At 66.8% G+C, this 17,337-nt stretch carries 17 protein-coding genes; 14 read left to right on the top strand and 3 right to left on the bottom strand.

All coding sequences use genetic code 11. The features are described 5' to 3' along the window. The first annotated feature begins 42 nt into the window (after window positions 1-42). The 14 genes from FGQ61_RS04505 to cobK are packed head-to-tail and all read left to right on the top strand — an operon-like array spanning window position 43 to window position 13,639. Entirely contained in the window at window positions 43-1,128 is a 1,086-nt protein-coding gene (locus FGQ61_RS04505; protein ID WP_249360940.1) for a cobalt-precorrin 5A hydrolase, read from the top strand. Beyond that, on the top strand, window positions 1,128-1,871 hold the full coding sequence (gene cobJ / locus FGQ61_RS04500) for a precorrin-3B C(17)-methyltransferase (protein WP_138374713.1): 744 nt from the start codon (window positions 1,128-1,130) through the stop codon (window positions 1,869-1,871). The genes FGQ61_RS04505 and cobJ overlap by 1 nt, the downstream gene beginning before the upstream one ends. Then, window positions 1,859-3,208 (top strand): precorrin-6y C5,15-methyltransferase (decarboxylating) subunit CbiE, encoded by a 1,350-nt coding sequence (cbiE, locus tag FGQ61_RS04495; RefSeq protein WP_138374712.1) that lies wholly within the window; start codon window positions 1,859-1,861, stop codon window positions 3,206-3,208. The genes cobJ and cbiE overlap by 13 nt, the downstream gene beginning before the upstream one ends. Then, window positions 3,205-4,587 carry a cobyrinic acid a,c-diamide synthase CobB gene (locus tag FGQ61_RS04490; protein ID WP_238022974.1) on the top strand — a complete coding sequence of 461 codons (1,383 nt, stop codon included), beginning with the start codon at window positions 3,205-3,207 and terminating at the stop codon, window positions 4,585-4,587. The genes cbiE and FGQ61_RS04490 overlap by 4 nt, the downstream gene beginning before the upstream one ends. Continuing rightward, a complete protein-coding gene (locus tag FGQ61_RS04485) occupies window positions 4,580-5,722 on the top strand; it encodes a nicotinate-nucleotide--dimethylbenzimidazole phosphoribosyltransferase (RefSeq protein ID WP_138374711.1) in 1,143 nt (380 codons plus the stop codon). Before FGQ61_RS04490 ends, FGQ61_RS04485 begins: the two co-directional genes overlap by 8 nt. Beyond that, a complete protein-coding gene (locus tag FGQ61_RS04480; protein WP_138374710.1) occupies window positions 5,719-6,267 on the top strand; it encodes a bifunctional adenosylcobinamide kinase/adenosylcobinamide-phosphate guanylyltransferase in 549 nt (182 codons plus the stop codon). The genes FGQ61_RS04485 and FGQ61_RS04480 overlap by 4 nt, the downstream gene beginning before the upstream one ends. After that, window positions 6,264-7,031 carry an adenosylcobinamide-GDP ribazoletransferase gene (gene cobS / locus FGQ61_RS04475; RefSeq protein ID WP_161144930.1) on the top strand — a complete coding sequence of 256 codons (768 nt, stop codon included), beginning with the start codon at window positions 6,264-6,266 and terminating at the stop codon, window positions 7,029-7,031. The genes FGQ61_RS04480 and cobS overlap by 4 nt, the downstream gene beginning before the upstream one ends. Continuing rightward, window positions 7,028-8,029 (top strand): histidine phosphatase family protein, encoded by a 1,002-nt coding sequence (locus FGQ61_RS04470; RefSeq protein ID WP_138374708.1) that lies wholly within the window; start codon window positions 7,028-7,030, stop codon window positions 8,027-8,029. The genes cobS and FGQ61_RS04470 overlap by 4 nt, the downstream gene beginning before the upstream one ends. Further along, complete coding sequence (gene cbiB, locus FGQ61_RS04465; RefSeq protein ID WP_138374722.1) at window positions 8,029-9,003, top strand: adenosylcobinamide-phosphate synthase CbiB; 975 nt, start codon at window positions 8,029-8,031, stop codon at window positions 9,001-9,003. Before FGQ61_RS04470 ends, cbiB begins: the two co-directional genes overlap by 1 nt. Beyond that, on the top strand, window positions 9,000-10,223 hold the full coding sequence (locus FGQ61_RS04460; RefSeq protein ID WP_161144929.1) for a pyridoxal phosphate-dependent aminotransferase: 1,224 nt from the start codon (window positions 9,000-9,002) through the stop codon (window positions 10,221-10,223). The genes cbiB and FGQ61_RS04460 overlap by 4 nt, the downstream gene beginning before the upstream one ends. After that, window positions 10,216-11,715, top strand: a complete 1,500-nt coding sequence (locus tag FGQ61_RS04455) for a cobyric acid synthase (protein ID WP_249360938.1) — start codon at window positions 10,216-10,218, stop codon at window positions 11,713-11,715. The genes FGQ61_RS04460 and FGQ61_RS04455 overlap by 8 nt, the downstream gene beginning before the upstream one ends. After that, the gene (locus FGQ61_RS09640) at window positions 11,712-12,227 is read left to right on the top strand and encodes a cob(I)yrinic acid a,c-diamide adenosyltransferase (protein WP_055310663.1); all 516 of its coding nucleotides are present in this window, start codon (window positions 11,712-11,714) and stop codon (window positions 12,225-12,227) included. The genes FGQ61_RS04455 and FGQ61_RS09640 overlap by 4 nt, the downstream gene beginning before the upstream one ends. Beyond that, window positions 12,228-12,869, top strand: coding sequence for a precorrin-8X methylmutase (locus FGQ61_RS09635; RefSeq protein ID WP_055310664.1), 642 nt, complete (start codon window positions 12,228-12,230; stop codon window positions 12,867-12,869). It begins immediately after the preceding gene. After that, entirely contained in the window at window positions 12,866-13,639 is a 774-nt protein-coding gene (gene cobK, locus FGQ61_RS04445) for a precorrin-6A reductase (protein WP_138374706.1), read from the top strand. The genes FGQ61_RS09635 and cobK overlap by 4 nt, the downstream gene beginning before the upstream one ends. Window positions 13,640-13,850: 211 nt before the next feature. Here the strand turns inward: cobK and FGQ61_RS04440 are convergent, their stop codons facing one another. From FGQ61_RS04440 to FGQ61_RS04430, 3 genes are read right to left on the bottom strand one after another with little or no spacing between them, the layout of a single operon-like run. Further along, on the bottom strand, window positions 13,851-15,065 hold the full coding sequence (locus FGQ61_RS04440; protein ID WP_138374705.1) for an ABC transporter permease: 1,215 nt from the start codon (window positions 15,063-15,065) through the stop codon (window positions 13,851-13,853). Then, on the bottom strand, window positions 15,062-15,835 hold the full coding sequence (locus tag FGQ61_RS04435; RefSeq protein ID WP_138374704.1) for an ABC transporter ATP-binding protein: 774 nt from the start codon (window positions 15,833-15,835) through the stop codon (window positions 15,062-15,064). Before FGQ61_RS04435 ends, FGQ61_RS04440 begins: the two co-directional genes overlap by 4 nt. After that, window positions 15,835-17,268: an efflux RND transporter periplasmic adaptor subunit gene (locus tag FGQ61_RS04430; RefSeq protein WP_138374703.1), complete on the bottom strand. Its 1,434-nt coding sequence runs from the start codon at window positions 17,266-17,268 to the stop codon at window positions 15,835-15,837. Before FGQ61_RS04430 ends, FGQ61_RS04435 begins: the two co-directional genes overlap by 1 nt. Window positions 17,269-17,337: the final 69 nt, after the last annotated feature.

Raw genomic sequence — 17,337 nt, 5'->3', positions numbered from 1 at the left:
GTTTCCTGCATAGCGTTCACTGAGAGGGGGTATGCGTTGGCGGTGCGCACCGCACACGCGCTTTCCGATTGCGCACAGACAGGTGAAGACGACCCTGGCTGGGACGTTTCCGTTTCGCGCGGGTTCGGCGAGGGGAAGGCCGACCTGCGCGCATGGACGGCGCTCGCGTGGGAAGCGTCGGACGCGCTTCTGTTCGTGGGCGCGGCGGGCATCGCCGTGCGGGCGATCGCGCCGCATGTCGCTTCGAAGGCAACCGATTCCGCGGTTGTGGTGATTGACGAGGCGGGGCGCTTTGCCGTCCCGCTTTTGTCGGGGCATTTGGGCGGTGCGAACGAGCTTGCGCAAACTGTGGCCCGCGCGGTAGGGGCCATCCCCGTCATCACCACGGCGACCGACGTCCGCGGCGTGTGGGCGGTGGATACGTGGGCGCGCTGTGCGGGGCTCGCCGTTTCGAATCCCGAGGCCATCAAGCGAGTGTCGGCGCGGCTGCTTTCGGGCGGGCGCGTGGCACTCTATTCCGACATGCCGATTTCGGGACAGCCGCCTGAGGGGGTAGACATTGCGTCCGACCGCGCTCGGGCCGATATCATCGTGTCGCCGTTCGCTGGCGCGAATGCAGGCGCGTTCGTTCGCGCGGCGGAGACAACGGACGAGGTCGTGCCCGCCGGTGAGACGGGGATGCCGGCGGGCATGCGGGTGCAGGCGCCTGCGCCCGAGCCGCTTCGCCTTGTCGTGCCCTGTATCGTTGCGGGCATAGGGTGCCGTCGCGGTGCGTGCGCCGAAGCGATCGGGGAGGCGTTTCTTCTCGCGTGCGGGCAGGCGGGCATCTCGCCTTTGGCCGTGCGCGAGGCGGCGACGATCGACGTGAAGGCGCACGAGGAGGGTCTGCTCGCCTTCTGCCGCGCGCGCAATATCCCGCTTGCGACGTATTCCGCAGAGGAGTTGTCGCAGGTCGAAGGCAGCGTTTCGCCATCTGATTTCGTGCGCGCGACGGTGGGGGTCGACAATGTGTGCGAGCGCGCGGCGCTCGCGGGCGGGGGCAAACTTATCTTCCCGAAGCTCGCTCACGGCGGCGTGACCGTCGCGTTTTCCAAAGTATCTATCGAACTTTCGTTTAAGGAGCGGTGATGGGAAAGCTCTTCGTGGTGGGGATCGGCCCGGGCGGCCCCGACGGCATGACGATTGCGGCTCGGCGCGCGCTCGAGGCGGCCGACATCGTTGTTGGGTACACGAAATACGTGGAGCTCGCGCTTGCCGCCGTGCCCGACGCGGCGCATCTCGCGACGCCGATGATGCACGAGGTCGAACGGTGCCGTCTGGCGCTTTCGCGCGCGCAGAGCGGAGAAGCCGTGGCGCTCGTGTGCAGCGGTGACGCGGGCGTTTACGGCATGGCGAGCCCCGTGCTGGAGCTTGCGGAGGACTACCCCGATGTAGACGTGGAAGTTATCTCCGGGGCCACCGCGGCTCAGAGCGGGTCGGCGGTGCTCGGCGCCCCGCTTGCCCACGACTTCGCGGTCGTGTCGCTCTCCGACCTGCTCACGCCGTGGGAGGTCATCGAGCGCAGGCTCGCCGCCGTGGCGAGCGCCGACTTCTGCATCTGTTTGTACAACCCGCGCAGCAGAAAGCGCGCCGACAGGCTCTCGCGCGCGGCGAAGATTATGCTCGAATGGAAGGCCCCCGACACGCTCTGCGGCTGGGTACGCAACATCGGGCGCGAGGGGCAGCAGTCGGGCATGTGCAGGCTCTCCGAGCTGGGGGAGCTCGACGCCGACATGTTCACCACCGTGTTCGTCGGCAACGCGGACACGAAGCGCGTAGGCGGCCGTATGGTCACGCCGCGCGGGTATCGGGAGATTCCATGCGAAAGGTAACGATAATCGGGGCGGGGCCCGGAAACCCCGACTTGCTCTCGCGCGCGGCGCTCGACGCGATCGACATCGCCGATGTGGTCATCGGCGCTCATCGCGCGCTTGCCGGCATCGACGTGCCGCCCGACGTGGTGAGATGCGAGCTCGTGAAGACGGCGGACATCGTCGCCGCGCTCACCGATGCGGCGTCGTGGCAGCGCGCCGTGGTCGTGATGACGGGCGATGTGGGGCTGTTCAGTGGCGCGCGCCGCCTGGTGGAGGCGCTCTCCGGCGACGCGCAGGTGGACGTGCGCGTCATTCCCGGCATAAGCTCAGCGTCGTATCTCGCCGCGCGCCTCGCGCGTCCATGGCAGGATTGGCGCTTCGCGAGCGCTCACGGCGTGGCGTGCGACATCGTGGCCGAGGCCGAGCGCGCAGGTGAACTCTTCCTCGTCACGTCGGGCGGGGAAGACCCCTCGCGGCTTTCGGGTGAGCTTGTGCATGCGGGCTTCGGGGACGCGCGCGTGACGGTGGCCGAGCGCCTGTCGTACCCCGAGGAGCGCATCACCTGCGCGACCGCAAGTGAAATTGCAGGTCAGACGTTCGACGACTTGAACGTGATGCTTATCGAGTTCGCAGGCGGCGCCGGCTCGCCCGCGGGCTCTAGCGTAGCCTCTGAGGCGCCTGCCGGTGCGTCTGCGCCCACGGCGGCTTCTTCCGCGGCGGACTCTGCGGGCGCATCCCGCGCCGCGAGCTCCCGCTGGCCGTACGCTTCCTCGGGCATTCCCGACGAGCTCTTCATCCGCGGCGACGTTCCCATGACCAAGCAGGAGGTGCGCGCCGTCGCGCTCGCGAAGCTGCGCCTTACCGCGACCGACACCGTGTGGGACGTCGGCGCCGGCACGGGGAGCGTGTCGATCGAGGCGGCGCTCGTCGCGCGAGTGGGGTCGGTATGGGCGGTCGAGCGCAACGCGGCCGGCGTGCGGCTCATCCGAGAGAACGCGGATGCATTCGGCTGCGGCAACGTGCATGCGGTCCCCGGTGTCGCCCCCGAAGCGCTCGCGAAACTGCCCGTCCCCGACGCCGTGTTCGTCGGCGGGAGCGCGGGTGAGCTTCCCTCCATCGTGGAGGCGGCGCTCGAGAAAAACTCGCAGGTTCGCCTGTGTGTGCCATGCGTCACCGTTGAGACGCTCACCGAGGCGTGCGCGCTCCTCTCGGGTTCGCGCTTTAAGGGGTTCGAGGCGTGCCAGGTGTCGGCCGCCCGCGCCGAGGCTGTAGGCTCGCACCATCTTATGAAGGCGCAAAACCCCGTGTTCCTCGTCAGCGCGCGTGGTGCAGGTGGGGAAGGCGGCGCCCGGTGAGCACGACCATCCCGCGCTTCATGGTCGCTGCGCCCTCGAGCGGGAGCGGCAAGACGGTCGTTACGTGCGCGCTCCTGCGCGCGCTCGCACGCCGCGGCCTTGCATGCGCGGCCTTCAAATGCGGCCCCGACTACATTGACCCGCTCTTTCATCGTCGCGTCGTGGGTGCGCGCTCGGGCAACTTAGACGGCTTCTTCACCGACGCCCCGACGCTGCGCGCCCTGCTCGCACGCGGCGCCGCGAGTGCGGATGTCGCGGTGCTCGAGGGGGTCATGGGCTTCTACGACGGCATGGCGCCCGGCGTGGCCGACGCGAGCAGCTACCAGGTTGCGCGCGACACGGAAACGCCGGTCGTTTTAGTGGTGAACGGGCGCGGGGCGTCTTTATCGCTCGCCGCCGTAATCCGCGGCATCGCCGAGTTCCTGCCTTGTGCGAACGTGCGCGGCGTCGTGTTGAACAAGACGAGCGCCGCTGCCTGCGCCTACGCGGCGCCTGCGATCGAGAAGCACACGGGCGTCGCGGTTTTGGGGAATATCCCCGCCGACGAGGCGTTCTCGCTCGAAAGCCGGCATCTGGGGCTTGTGACCGCCGACGAGGTCGAGCAGCTCTCCGCGCGCATCGACAAGATGGCCGAGCTGGTGGAAAAGACCGTCGACGTCGACCGCTTGCTCGAAACAGCGGCGACGGCACCCGATATCCGCGAGGAACCTTACCGGTTGGAGCCGATCGCGGGAGCGCGGCCCATCGTCGCCGTCGCCCGTGACGAGGCGTTCTCGTTCTACTACGAGGAGAACCTGCGCGCGCTCGAGGACCTGGGTTGCGAGCTGGCCTTTTTCAGCCCCTTGTGTGATAGTGAGTTGCCCCGGGGGACAAGCGCCCTCTATCTGGGAGGCGGCTACCCGGAGCTCCATGCGCGGCAGCTCTCCGAGAACGCGCCTATGCGCGAGGCGGTGCGGCGCGCGGTGGAATCCGGCATGCCGACGGTCGCCGAATGCGGTGGGTTTCTGTACCTGCAGCGTGAAATCGCCGATAGCGAGGGGCGGCGCTGGCCTGTTGCGGGCGCCCTTGAAGGCGCAAGCGAGAACGGGGGAAGGCTGTCCCATTTCGGGTACGTGGAGCTCACTTCCCAACGCGACGGGCTCTACGGGCCGCGCGGCACACGCATCCGCGCGCACGAGTTCCACTACTGGCAGTCCACCTGCCCGGGCGGCGACTTCTGGGCGCAGAAGCCCCGGCGCGACAAGGGCTGGCCGTGCATGACGACCACCCCGTCCCTGGTTGCGGGCTTCCCGCATGTGTACTATCCTGCGAACCCCGACGTTGCGCGCACGTTCGCGTCTGCCGCAGCGTCGTTCGCAGAGAGGAGACGGCATGGCTGAAGCAACCGAAACCGCGTTGGCCTGCATCCGCGAGGAAGTCGAGCGCGCGTTCTCGTCGGCGCCGGGCGCCGTGCTCGAAGCCGCGCTCTCCCGGATCGCGCCCGCAGACGAGTGCGCCCGCGCCGCCGCGTACGCCGAGTGGGACTCCATCGCGCATCCCTTGCGGGGATTGGGCGACTTTGAAGACGCCGTCGCGTGTATCGCCGCGGCTCAGGGGAGCGCCGAGGTGGCCGAGTTTCCCCGTGCACTCGCGGTATTCTTCTCCGACAACGGGGTCGTTGCCGAAGGCGTGTCGCAAAGCGGGCAAGACGTGACGCGAGCCGTCGCGCGCAACATGTGCGAGGGGGCCACGAGTGCCTGCCGCATGGCGGCGTTCGCGGGTGCCGAGGTCGTGCCCGTCGACGTGGGTATGGCCCGGGGCATAGAAGACGCGCGCATGGTGCGCGCGAACGTGCGGCGGGGGAGCGACAACATCGCGCACGGCGCCGCTATGTCTCGCGATGGGGCCGTGCGCGCAATCGAGGTCGGAATCGCCGTCGCGTGCGGGCTTGCCCGCGCCGACGTGCGCCTTCTCGTCGCGGGCGAGATGGGCATCGGCAACACGACCACCTCGGCGGCGGTGGCCGCAGTGCTCCTCCGGGCGGACGCGCGGAGCCTCGTCGGGCGCGGCGCGGGGCTCTCGGACGCCTCACTCGCGCGCAAGCGCGACGTGGTCGAGCGCGCTATCGACGCGAACTCGCCCGATCCCGCCGACCCGATCGACGTGCTCTCGAAGGTGGGCGGCTTCGACATCGCGGCGATGTGCGGCTTCTACCTGGGGGCCGCGGCCTCGAAGGCTCCGGCGCTCCTCGACGGGGTAGTATCCTGCACGGCGGCCCTGTGCGCGGCGCGCCTGTGCTCCAACGCCTTGGGCTACCTCGTGGGCACCCACGCATCAAGTGAACCCGCAAGCCAGGAGCTCCTTCGCGAGCTCGGCATAAAGGCACCCCTCGACGCAGGCATGCACTTGGGCGAGGGCGCGGGCGCCATGGCGTATCTGCCCCTTCTGGATTCGGCGCTGCGCGTGTACCGGGATGGGAAGACGTTCACGGCGACCGGCATGGCTGCTTACGAGCATTTCGAGGCCTGGAAATGACGGTGACGCTCGTTATCGGCGCCGCCGCGAGCGGCAAGAGCGCCTACGCCGAGTCCCTGTGCCTCGGGCACGACGGGCCCCGCGTGTACCTGGCAACGATGGAGCCCTTCGGGGAAGAGGGCGCCCGCCGCATCGCGCGCCATCGGGCGCTGCGCGAGGGCAAGGGGTTTTCCACCCTCGAGCGCACGCGTGACGTGGGCGCCGCAGTGCCCGGGCTTCCGCGCGGCTGCACGCTTCTTTTGGAGGACGTGGGCAACCTGGTTGCGAACGAGCTCTTCCCGGAAGGCGGCTTGCCCCCACGTGACCCCGATGCTGCGGCGCGCGAGGTGCTCGGAGGCATCGAACGGCTCGCTCAGGCCGCTGTGCATACGGTGGTGGTCACCGTCGACGTGTTCGCCGATGGGATGCGCTACGATGAGGGGACCGAGGCGTGGAGGCGCGCGCTCGCGCGCGTGAACGAGGGCGTGACGGCGATGGCCGACCGCGCAGTCGAAGTGGTATGCGGGATTCCCGTGTGGATGAAAGGCGAAGGACCTACAAGGTGAAGATAGCAGAGGCAATCGGCGCGGCGTTCGGAACGTTCTCGCGCATCCCCGTCCCGAAATCGGCCTGGACCGATTTCGGGTCAACCCATGCGCTTGCCGCGTTTCCCCTGGTGGGCCTTGCGGAAGGCTTCCTCATGACGGCGTGGGGGTACGTGGCTAACCTGCTTGTCGTGCCCGCGACCATCGTCGCGGCCGTGCTCGTGGCGCTGCCTGTGGCGGTGACGGGTGGCATCCACCTAGACGGGCTCTGCGACACCTCCGATGCGCTTGCAAGTTGGGCCCCGCGCGAGCGAAAGCTCGAGATCATGCACGACCCGCGGGCGGGCGCCTTCGGGGTCATCGGTGTTGTCGTGTACCTTATTCTGCAGTTTTCCCTGTTCACCGCGCTGCCGCTTACGGCGGGGGCGTTCCTCGCGCTTCTGTGCTCGCTCGTGTTCTCCCGCGCGCTTTCGGGGCTCGCCGTTGAATGCTGGCCTGCCGCGCGGGCGGACGGCATGGCCGCGGGACTCTCGCCTTCGAAGAAGCGCGCGGCGATCGTCGTGCCGCTTTGCGCTTTCGCTGCGGCTTCGGCTGCAGGGATGGTCGCGTGCGCTCGGGCCGTCGGCGCCCTTATGGCGGTGGCGGGGCTTTTGGCGCTCGCGTGGTATCGCCATGTTGCCCTGTCCCGCTTCGGCGGGGTGACGGGGGATTTGGCCGGATGGTTTCTGCAATGGGCCGAGCTCGCGATGCTTGCCATGCTGGTGGCGGGGGGCATGCTCCTATGATGCTCGTGGTAGGTGGCGCGCATTCGGGGAAGAGGACCTTCGTGCGCGAAAAGCTCGGGTTCGCGGCGGACGATTTCGTCGACGCGGCGCAGCTTGCGGAGGGCGTCGTGCCCGCGGTTTTTGCCGGCCGTGTCGCGTACCGTGCTGAGGAACTCGTACGCACGCTCGACGCTGACCGGGCGCTCGAGCGGCTGATTGGCTTCGACGCAGTGATTCTGACCTTGGTCGGCTCGGGGGTCGTCCCTATGCGTGCGGAAGACGCCCAATGGCGCGAGCGCGCGGGGCGCCTGGGATGCGCGCTCGCTGCGCGCGCCGACGTCGTCGTGCGCATGACGTGCGGGATTCCCCAGGTCATCAAAGGAAACCTTGCCGATGCGCCTCGAGGGACGCTGGGCGCGGGCGCGCCTTTGGAAGTCATCTTCGTGCGCCATGGTGCCACGGCGGGCACGGAAGACCATCGCTACAGCGGGGCGGGCACCGACGAGCCCCTGTCGAGCGCGGGCGAGCGCGCTTTGCGCGACCTCGCGTGCGATCGTGACGTGTTCCGTGTTATCACGAGCGGCATGGCCCGCTCCGACCAGACGGCACGCATTCTCTTCCCGAACGCGGAGCTTATGGCGTGCCCCGGTCTGCGCGAGATAGATTTCGGCGACTTCGAGGGGCGAAGCGCCGCCGAACTTAAAGAGGATGCGCGTTACCGCGCCTGGGTAGACTCCTGGTGTGAGACGCGCTGCCCGCATGGCGAGGGCAAGAGCGATTTCACCCGCCGCGTCGTCGCGGCGTTTCGGGAGGCGTGCGAATCGGAGCGCGCCCAGGGGAGTGGGCGCGCCGTCTTCGTCGTTCACGCGGGTACCGTGAAAGCGCTGCTCTCCGAGCTAGCTGTCCCGAAAATGGGATACTTCGACGTGCATACCGAGCCGGGTGGTGCATGGGCCGCCACCTGGGATGGGCGCTGCCTTCGCGACGTTCGGCCCGCTTCGGGGGGCGATGCCCGGTGATGACGATTCTTGCCGTCGCCGCCGGGTTAGCGGCCGACCTTGCCTTCGGCGACCCGCGCTGGCTTCCCCATCCCGTCGTCGCCATGGGGCGCGCGATCACGTGGGCCGAAGGCCGCCTGCGGGGCGCATTCCCGCAAACGTCCGCGGGCACGCGCGCCGCAGGGCTTGTGCTCGCCGTGGCGCTTCCGCTTGCGTGTGGGCTTTTGACCTGGGGAATCCTGCATCTTTGCGGCATGGTTCACTCCGGCTTGCGCTTCGTGGCCGAGGCATGGGCAAGCTATCAGATTCTCGCGGCATGCGAGCTTCGCCGCCAGAGCCTGGCCGTGGCCCGCGCGTTCTCGAAGGGCGGCCTTGTCGCGGCTCGCGAAGCCGTCGGGCTCATCGTGGGACGCGACACGTCTGTTCTCGACGAGCAGGGCGTTGCGCGCGCCGCCGTGGAAACGGTGGCGGAGAACGCGAGCGACGGCGTCATCGCGCCGCTTTTCTACCTTATGATCGGGGGTGCGCCCTTGGGCATGGCGTACAAGGCGGTGAACACGCTCGACAGCATGGTGGGCTACAAAAATGAGCGCTACATCGACTTCGGCTGCGCCTCGGCGCGCCTCGACGATGCGGTGAACTGGATTCCCTCGCGCTTATCGGCCCTGCTCATGATCGCCGTGTGCCCGATCGTCGGGCTCGACGCGCGCGGGGCGGCGCGCATCTGGCGCCGCGACAGGCGTCGCCATGCGAGCCCCAACTCGGCGCAGACCGAGTCAGCGTGCGCGGGCGCGCTCGGGCTGCGCCTGGCGGGACCCGCGGTGTATTTCGGCAAGCTCGTTGAGAAACCGACGATAGGCGACGCGTCCCGCGAAATCGAGTGGGGCGACATCGCACGGGCGACAAGGCTCATGCTCGCCGCGTCCGTATGCGCGCTCGTCGTCTTCGGCGCCGCGCGCGCGGCGGTCGTGCTCGCCGTGGGGGCGATGGCATGAGGGAAGACCACGCCGCGCCCCAGGCTGCCGGGGGAATCCTGCGCGCCCGTACGCATGGGGGCAGCTCGCAATCGCTCGGCATCGCTTGCGAGGGGGGCGCCTCCGACCTCATTGACTTCTCGGTGAACGTGAATCCGGCAGGCCCCTCGCCGCGCGCCGTCGCCGCAGCTTGCAAGGCGCTTTCTCGAATCGACGCCTACCCCGATAGGGAAAGCCTCGCACTCGTTCGCGCCCTAGGGCGCGCCCAGGGCATTCCCGAAGATACTATCGTCTGCGGCGCGGGCGCGTCTGACATCATCTGGCGGCTCGCCGCGGCGGTGCGCCCGAAACGCATCGTCGTGTGCGCGCCGACGTTCTCTGAATATGCGGAGGCGGCATCGTACTACGGTGCATGCGTGCAGGAGTTCCCGCTCTCCGAGGCGGATGACTTCGACGTGCCCGCCTCCTTCGCCCGCGCGATCGAGGGGCCGGGAGACGTGGCGTACCTCTGCAATCCGAACAACCCGACGGGGCGCCTCGTCGACCCCCGCGTGATCGATGCCGCGGCTTGCCGCTGCGAGCAGGTGGGCGCGCTGCTCGTCGTGGACGAGTGCTTCCTCGGATTTGCGCCCGACGCCCGCGAAAGGAGCGTGGCCGCACGCGCCGCGTGTTCGCACCATGTGGCCGTGCTCTCCGCGTTCACCAAGCTCTACGGAATGGCAGGGTTGCGGTTGGGGTATCTGATCAGCGGAAACGCCCAACTCATCGAGGGGATTCGTCGGGCGGGGCAGGCGTGGCCCGTCTCCTCGGTCGCCGAGGCCGCGGGCATCGCCGCCCTGGAAGACGTCGAATACGTCTCGCGCACGCGCGATGTATTGGCGGGCGAGCGAGCGTGGCTTTCCCACGAGCTCTCCTCGCTCGGGCTTTCCGTCGTGCCGTCGGATGCGAACTTCCTTTTAGTCCGCACGCCGGCGAAAGACATCCCCGAGCGCCTGTATAAACAGGGGCTTTTGGTCCGCACGTGCGACTCGTTTTCGATACTGTCCCGTTTCTGGTGCCGCGTCGCCGTGCGCACGCACAAGGAGAATGCCCGGCTTGCGATGGCGTTCAGCCGCGCGCTTCGGGCGGAAGGCGCATCGGGCGAAGGCGAACCCGACGAACGGGGCGGCGCTTCTTGCAGCGGCGCTATGGCGGGCGCGGATGGCCGAGGCTCGGCGAAGGAGGTCGATACCCGTGGGTAGGGCGAAGCCCATCATGATCCAGGGCACCATGTCGAACGCGGGGAAGAGCCTGCTTGCGGCGGGGCTGTGCCGTGTGCTTTCGCAGGACGGCCTGCGCGTGGCTCCCTTCAAGAGCCAGAACATGGCGCTCAACAGCGGTGTCACGGCCGACGGGCTCGAGATGGGGCGCGCTCAGATCATGCAGGCCGAGGCGTGCGGCATCGCGCCCGACGTGCGCATGAACCCCATCCTGCTCAAGCCCGAAAGCGATCACCGAAGCCAGCTCATCGTGGCCGGCAAGGCGCAGGGAGCCTTCGCTGCGAGGGACTACTTCGCGCGAAAGAAGGCGCTCATGCCGCAGATTTTGGAGGCGTTCGATTCGCTCGCGGAGGAAAACGACGTCATCGTCATCGAGGGCGCCGGCAGTCCCGTCGAAATCAACCTTGCCGAAAACGACATCGTCAACATGGGGCTCGCGCGCGCCGTGTCCTCCCCCGTGCTGCTCGCGGGCGACATCGACCCAGGCGGGGTGTTTGCCCAGCTCTACGGCACGGTCGCGCTCCTTGCGCCCGAGGACCGCGCGCTTTTGCGGGGGCTTATGGTGAACAAGTTCCGCGGCGATGTGGAAATCCTGCGTCCGGGTTTGGCTCCGCTCGAGAAAATGTGCGGGGTTCCCGTCGTGGGGGTCGTGCCGTATCTTACGCTCGACCTGGACGACGAGGACTCGCTCGCGCCGCGCCTAACTGCCCGCGAGGCGCGCGGCGTCATCGACGTCGCCGTCGTGCGCCTTCCGCATCTGTCGAACTTCACCGACTTCGACCCGCTTTCGCGCGTGCCCGGCATGGGCGTGCGCTACGTTTCCTCGACGACCGATCTGGGCCGACCCGACCTGGTGGTGCTTCCCGGCTCGAAGTCCACGGTCGACGACGCGCGCTGGCTTGCGGCTAGCGGCATCGGAGCCTGTGTACGCGCGCTTTCGGGCGCGGGCACGCCGGTGCTCGGCATATGCGGAGGCTACCAGCTTTTGGGAGACGAGCTTTCGGACCCGCACGGCAGGGAAGGCGCTGGCACCGCGCGCGGGCTCGGGCTCATCCCTGCAAGTACGGTGTTCAAGGAGGAAAAGCGCCTCGCCCAGTCGGAGCTGCGCATCACGGGCGCCCAAGGCGCGTTCTCGGTGTGGAACGGCATGACGGCGCGTGGGTACGAGATTCACGACGGCGAAACGACCGTCTCCTGCGCCCCTGCGGGCACGATTGGCGGCAAACCAGAAGGCGCGGCCTGCGGAAACGTGTTCGGAACCTATCTCCACGGCCTGTTCGACGAACCGGGGGTGGCGCTCGCCCTCGCGCGCTCGCTCGCGCGCATGCGCGGCCTGCCCGAGAGCGTCGTGGGTGCTGCGGGCGCGGCGTCCGCGGCCGATCACCGTGCGCGCGAGTTCGACCGCCTGGCCGACGTCGTGCGCGGAGCGCTCGACATGGAGTATGTCTACCGCATTATCGAGGAGGGCGTATGATTCACGTGTATCATGGCGACGGCAAAGGCAAGACCACGGCGGCGATGGGCCTCGCCCTTCGCATGCTCGCCGCAGGCCGCCGCGTCGTCGTCGTGCAGTTCCTGAAAGACGGCGAAAGCGGGGAGGCGCGCCTGCTCGCCGAGCATTTCGGCGTGCCCGTGTTCGCGGGGAAGGTGTCGGACAAGTTTACCTGGTCGATGTCGTCGGAAGAACTTGCCGCTACGTGCGAGCTGCACGATGGGAACCTCGCTTCCGCGCTTGCCGAGCTCGAGGGCGCGCAGGAGGGGCTGCTCGTGCTCGACGAGGCGCTCGATGCGCTTTCGAAGGGGCTTGTCGACGAGGCGCTCGTGGACCGCGCGCTCGATATGTCCGCGCGCGGCGTCGAAGTAGCGCTCACCGGGCGCGCGCCTTCCCGCAAGATCGTGGAGAAGGCCGACTACATAACCGAGATGCGGTGCGAGAAACACCCCTACGAGCAGGGGATATGTGCAAGGGAAGGAGTGGAGTACTAGATGGATTCCAAGGAGATGGCGCCCGGCGACATCGAGCGGCGCAGCTTCGAGATCATCACCGAAGAGCTCGGCGGCCGCACGTTCCCGCCGCTCGAAGAACCCGTCGTGAAGCGCGTCATCCACACCACTGCCGACTTCTCGTACGCCGATTCCCTCGTTTTCACTCATGACGCCGCGCACTGTGCGCTCGACGCACTGCGCGCAGGGGCCACGGTGCTCACCGATACGAACATGGCGCTCGCAGGCATAAGCAAGCCTGCGCTCGCGAAGCTCGGCTGCAAGGCCGTGTGCTACATGGCCGACCCTGATGTCGCCGTGGCTGCGCGCGCCGCGGGCACGACTCGCGCCGTTGCGAGCATGGACAAAGCTTGCGGCATCGAGGGTCCGCTCATCGTGGCCGTCGGCAACGCTCCCACAGCACTTCTGCGCCTCGCCGAGCTCATGGACGAGGGGAAGATCGCGCCCGCGCTCGTCGTTGGGGTGCCGGTCGGGTTTGTGAACGTGGTCGAGGCGAAAGAGGAGCTACTCGCGCGACGCGCGCCGGCCATCGTCGCGAGGGGTCGCAAGGGTGGTTCGACCGTGGCGGCCGCCATTATGAACGCGCTGCTCTACCAGATCACGCGCCCAGGCGGCCCGAAGTGACGGCGCCCGCATCTGCGCCGGCGCTGCGCATCTTCGCCGGCACCACCGAGGGCCGCCTTCTGTGCGAATGGGCGAGCGGGGCGGGCATCCCCGCCCGTGCCTACGCGGCAACCGAGTACGGAGGCGAGCTTTTGGGCGAGCTTCCGGGCATCGAGGTGCATGCGAGCAGGCTCGACGAGGCCGACATGGAGCGCGAGCTTTCCGGCGCGCGCATCGTCGTCGACGCCACGCACCCCTTCGCTACGCTCGCCAGCGGCAACATCCGGGCCGCTTCGCTCGCCGTGGGTGCACGATGCCTGCGCCTTGCGCGCCCGGTCGAGGCGCTGCCCAAAGGCGTCGTCTCGGTCGAGTCGATCGCCTGCGCGGCGCGCTTTCTCTCCGAGAACCCGGGTCGCGCGCTTCTCACGACGGGGAGCAAGGAGCTTGCTCCCTACACGCGCGTCGCCGATTTCGCGGAGCGCTTCTTCGTGCGTGTGCTCCCGCTGCCCGGTGCTATAACGAAGTGCATCGACGCGGGGTTTTCGCCGTCGCACGTCATCGGCATGCAGGGGCCCTTCACCCGCGAGCTCAACGTGGCGATGCTTCGGCAGGTGGGCGCCCAGTGGCTTGTGACCAAGGACTCGGGAACCGTAGGCGGCACGGCCGAGAAGATCGCCTCCGCGCACGACGTGGGAGCGCGCTGTATCGTGGTCGCCCGTCCCGCCGAGGGAGGCGGGGCCCTTTCGCTTCGGGAAGTGAAAGACGCGCTCTTACGGGAGTTCGCGCGCTAGGTGCTCGCCGCGCATGCGTGCCCTCCCGCCTGCGAGGAGGAGCGCCCCGAGCAAGCTCGAACCGTACAAGACCGTCATCCGCCAATAGCTCGAGGACGACGCCCGGAACTGGCGCAAGCAGCCCTTCAATAAGTTGCGGTGAAATAGTGTCTGTATTTGCTGCTAGATAGCATATTTAGTCCCTAATTCACCGCAACTTGTTGGTGGTGGCTTACTGGTAGCGTAGGCACTCCACCGGGTCGAGCTTCGCCGCGCGGCGAGCGGGGTAGAAGCCAAAGATCACGCCGATGCCGACGGAGACGGCGAAGGCCAGCATCACCGTGGCGATTGAAAAACTCGGTGTGATTTGCCCGCTGGCACCGAGCTCGCCAAGAATCCCGGATCCGGAGGCAAACATCGCGAGGCCCCATGCCAGCAGATAGCCAATCAGGACACCTAGCAGTCCGCCGGTGACGCACAGCGCCGAGGATTCGGCCAAAAACTGCGCGGTGATATCGCGACGACTTGCGCCCAGAGCACGGCGGATGCCGATCTCACGGATGCGTTCAGATACGTTGGTGAGCATCATATTCATAATGCCGATACCGCCGACAAGCAGCGAGATGCTGGCGACAGCACCCATGATGAGCGAGAATGCGCCCATAAAGGAGTTGAGTGCATCGATAGCGCTTTTCATGGAGGTTGCCGATACACTGTCGTACTCGTCCTCCTCCTCGATGCCCTTCATCGCGCGCACCTTGGACTCGATGGTTTTGCAGAGCTCATCCATGTCCGTGCCCTCGGCGGCAAGTGCCGTCACGCTGGGGAATGAAGGATTCTCGTCGCCAAACAGTCCGGAGATAGTTTCGCGTGGCATATACAGCGTGAGCGAGCCCATGGAGTCGCTGCCGCCATCAATCACGCCTACAATCTGCACCTCGCCGTTGGACACCTTGATGGTTTTCCCCAGCGCATCCTGTTCGTTGCCGTAAAGCTGATCGGCGCCGTTGCGGCTGATGAGCGCCACGCGCGAGCCTGATTGGGACTCGGCCTGGGAATAGGTGCGCCCCGCAACGAGCTTGCTGGCCCCCACGGCGTCGAGCATGTCGCTATCGACACCCTGTGCCATGACGGTATAGCTTTTATCGCCGGTCTTATACTCGGTATACGCGCTGTCGACAATGCCGATCTGCTCTATCTGCGGCACCAGTTTTTGAAGCTTCTCGATGTCCGACTCGGTGAGTTCTTGCGACGAATAGATTTGCACCATGCGTGCCGCATTGAGGCCCAGACTGTTGACCAGGCTGTTTTGGATGCCGCCGATGAGCGAAGTCATGGCGATAACCGAGGCGATGCCGATGACAATGCCCAGAATGGTGAGCAGGCTGCGCCCCTTGTTGGCCTCGAGCGAGTGAAGGGCTTCCTGGATGAGATCGCGGGCGCTCATGCCACCACTCCTTTCGGCGGGTTGGCGGAGGCGGAAATCATGGGCAGGCTATCTACGGCGCTGCGCAGGGTCCGCGGTGCATGTGGAATATACGCGCCGTCGTGAATGCGACCGTCGCGGATGGTCACGGCACGGTCGGCCTCGGCGGCGATGCCGGGGTCGTGTGTGATAAGCACGATGGTTTTGCCGCGTTTCTGGAGCTTATGGAAGGTCTCCATCACAAGCGCTCCGGTAGCGGAGTCCAGGTTTCCCGTAGGCTCGTCGGCCAGAATGATGGGCGGGTCATTGACGAGGGCGCGCGCGATTGCGACGCGCTGCATCTGGCCGCCCGAGAGCTCGGATATGCGGTGGTCCCAGTGGTCGACGGGCAGCGTGACAGCCTGCAGCGCATGCACGGCGCGCATTTCGCGCTGGCTACGGGGCACATTGGTGTAGGCCAGCGGCAGCATCACGTTTTCGATAACCGACAGGCGCGGCAGCAGGTTGAAGCTCTGAAAGACAAAGCCAATGCTCAGGCCGCGGACTTCGGTGAGCTCGTCATCGTCAAGCTCGGCCACGTTGAGCCCTTGCAGGTAGTAGTCGCCCGCCGTCGGCTTATCCAGGCAGCCTAGGATGTTCATGAGCGTTGATTTGCCCGAGGCCGAGGGGCCAGTGATAGCGACGAATTCGCCGGGATTTACCGCCAGGCTCACGTTGTGCAGGATGTGGGCGCAACCCGCCTCGCTCTCAAAGATGCGGTGCACGTTGCGGATGTCGATAACGGGACGCATTACATGTCCTCATCGGCAGACATACTGCCCGAATCCGCGCTGTAGCCGCCGTCAGCCGTTGCGTCCGCTCCGGTGTCCATGACGAGCGTGTCGCCATCGCGCAGCTTGGTAACCGGTACGTTGGGGTTGATCTCGTTGCCCTGGTCGTCGCGCTTGACCTGTGTCTTGCCGACTACGGCTTCGTTGTCGTTTTGCGTCACGACGGTCACCTTGACGCGGCGCGTTTCCTTGCCTTCGTCATCGGTTGCCACGTTGACGTAATAGTGTTCGCCGTCTTCGGTCATGAGCGCCATCGTCGGCACCATCACCACGTCGTCGAGCTGCTCGGTCACCACCGATACCTCGGCCGTCATGCCCGGCTTCAGGCGCGCGTCGGGCGCCTCGATGAGGATGTCGACGTTAAAGGTCACGCTGCCGCCGCCGTTGGCGGCGTCGGAGTTTGCCACCGACGCGATAGCCGTGACGGTGCCCTGGCTCACGATATCGGGAAAAGCGGGATACGTGACGTTGGCGCTCTGCCCAACGGCGATCTTGGCGATGTCCTTTTCGCCCACCTGCACGGTCACCTTCATCTTGGATAGGTCGGCGATCTGCATGCACTGCTTGCCGCCGCTCGTATCGCTTTCGCCCATGATCATGCCGCCTGTTACCGTGGCGCCCACCTTGGCGTTGAGCTCCACGATGCTACCCGAGCTCGGGGCCGTGACCGTGCGACTGGCGGCCTTGGCGTTCGCCTGGTCTAGGTTTGCCTGGGCCGAAGCGAGGCTGCGCTGCGCGGCCGATACGGCGTTCGTGTCCACTGATGCAGCGGAGACGCCAGCCGCTGCGGAAGCTCCATCGACGTCCGTCGTTGGGGTGGCCTGCGCGACAGCGGCGGCTTTCTGCGCGTTGGTGAGGTCTTCCTGGGCGGCTGCAACTGCACGCTGCGCCTCGGCAACGTTGCGATCGAGCTCGTCGTTTTTAATGGTCATAAGCACGTCGCCCTCGCTGACGGATTGGCCTGCCTGCACGTTGATCGAATCGACCGTGCCGTCGACAGAAGGGGAGACCACTGAGGATGAAATGGGTTTGAGCTGGCCTTTCGCCTCGACCGTTGTGCTAAACGTGCCCTCGGTCACCATGTCGGTCACAGCCCCGCTAGCGCCCTGTGGCTGCGCATTGATAACCAAGGTTGCGACAATGGCAATGAGTGCGATGGCACCTACGACGCCGGCGGCAATACCGTGTCGAATCAGCTTTTTGTGTCGACGTTCGGCGCGTTTTGCCTTGAGCTTGGCATATGCCTCTTCATCGGAAATCTCGGCCGTATCGTTCGTGCGTTCGCTCTGCTTGTCGGCATGTACGTTTGTAATCAGAGGAATCGTTTCGGTGGCACCTTCGGGCGTGCACTCGGTATCATCTGGGCCCGGGGTGATCGTGGGGACATTCGGCATAGCGTCTCCTTTATAGAAAAACCTCGATAATTATAAGCGCCCACCGGTTGGGGCGGGCGCATAGGACGG

It is taken from the genome of Collinsella aerofaciens (assembly GCF_005844325.1).
Classification (GTDB): domain Bacteria; phylum Actinomycetota; class Coriobacteriia; order Coriobacteriales; family Coriobacteriaceae; genus Collinsella; species Collinsella aerofaciens_G.
The sequence above is the reverse complement of the archived record's forward strand: the minus strand, read 5'-3'. Positions and strand labels throughout refer to the sequence as shown.

What these genes read in the sequence shown, in the direction of transcription:
- cobJ (WP_138374713.1), top strand. Translation starts at nt 1,128, where the DNA reads ATGGGAAAGCTCTTCGTGGTGGGGATCGGCCCGGGCGGCCCCGACGGC.
- cbiE (WP_138374712.1), top strand. Translation starts at nt 1,859, where the DNA reads ATGCGAAAGGTAACGATAATCGGGGCGGGGCCCGGAAACCCCGACTTG.
- FGQ61_RS04485 (WP_138374711.1), top strand. Translation starts at nt 4,580, where the DNA reads ATGGCTGAAGCAACCGAAACCGCGTTGGCCTGCATCCGCGAGGAAGTC.
- FGQ61_RS04480 (WP_138374710.1), top strand. Translation starts at nt 5,719, where the DNA reads ATGACGGTGACGCTCGTTATCGGCGCCGCCGCGAGCGGCAAGAGCGCC.
- FGQ61_RS04470 (WP_138374708.1), top strand. Translation starts at nt 7,028, where the DNA reads ATGATGCTCGTGGTAGGTGGCGCGCATTCGGGGAAGAGGACCTTCGTG.
- cbiB (WP_138374722.1), top strand. Translation starts at nt 8,029, where the DNA reads ATGACGATTCTTGCCGTCGCCGCCGGGTTAGCGGCCGACCTTGCCTTC.
- FGQ61_RS04460 (WP_161144929.1), top strand. Translation starts at nt 9,000, where the DNA reads ATGAGGGAAGACCACGCCGCGCCCCAGGCTGCCGGGGGAATCCTGCGC.
- FGQ61_RS09640 (WP_055310663.1), top strand. Translation starts at nt 11,712, where the DNA reads ATGATTCACGTGTATCATGGCGACGGCAAAGGCAAGACCACGGCGGCG.
- FGQ61_RS09635 (WP_055310664.1), top strand. Translation starts at nt 12,228, where the DNA reads ATGGATTCCAAGGAGATGGCGCCCGGCGACATCGAGCGGCGCAGCTTC.
- FGQ61_RS04440 (WP_138374705.1), bottom strand. Translation starts at nt 15,065, where the DNA reads ATGAGCGCCCGCGATCTCATCCAGGAAGCCCTTCACTCGCTCGAGGCC.
- FGQ61_RS04435 (WP_138374704.1), bottom strand. Translation starts at nt 15,835, where the DNA reads ATGCGTCCCGTTATCGACATCCGCAACGTGCACCGCATCTTTGAGAGC.
- FGQ61_RS04430 (WP_138374703.1), bottom strand. Translation starts at nt 17,268, where the DNA reads ATGCCGAATGTCCCCACGATCACCCCGGGCCCAGATGATACCGAGTGC.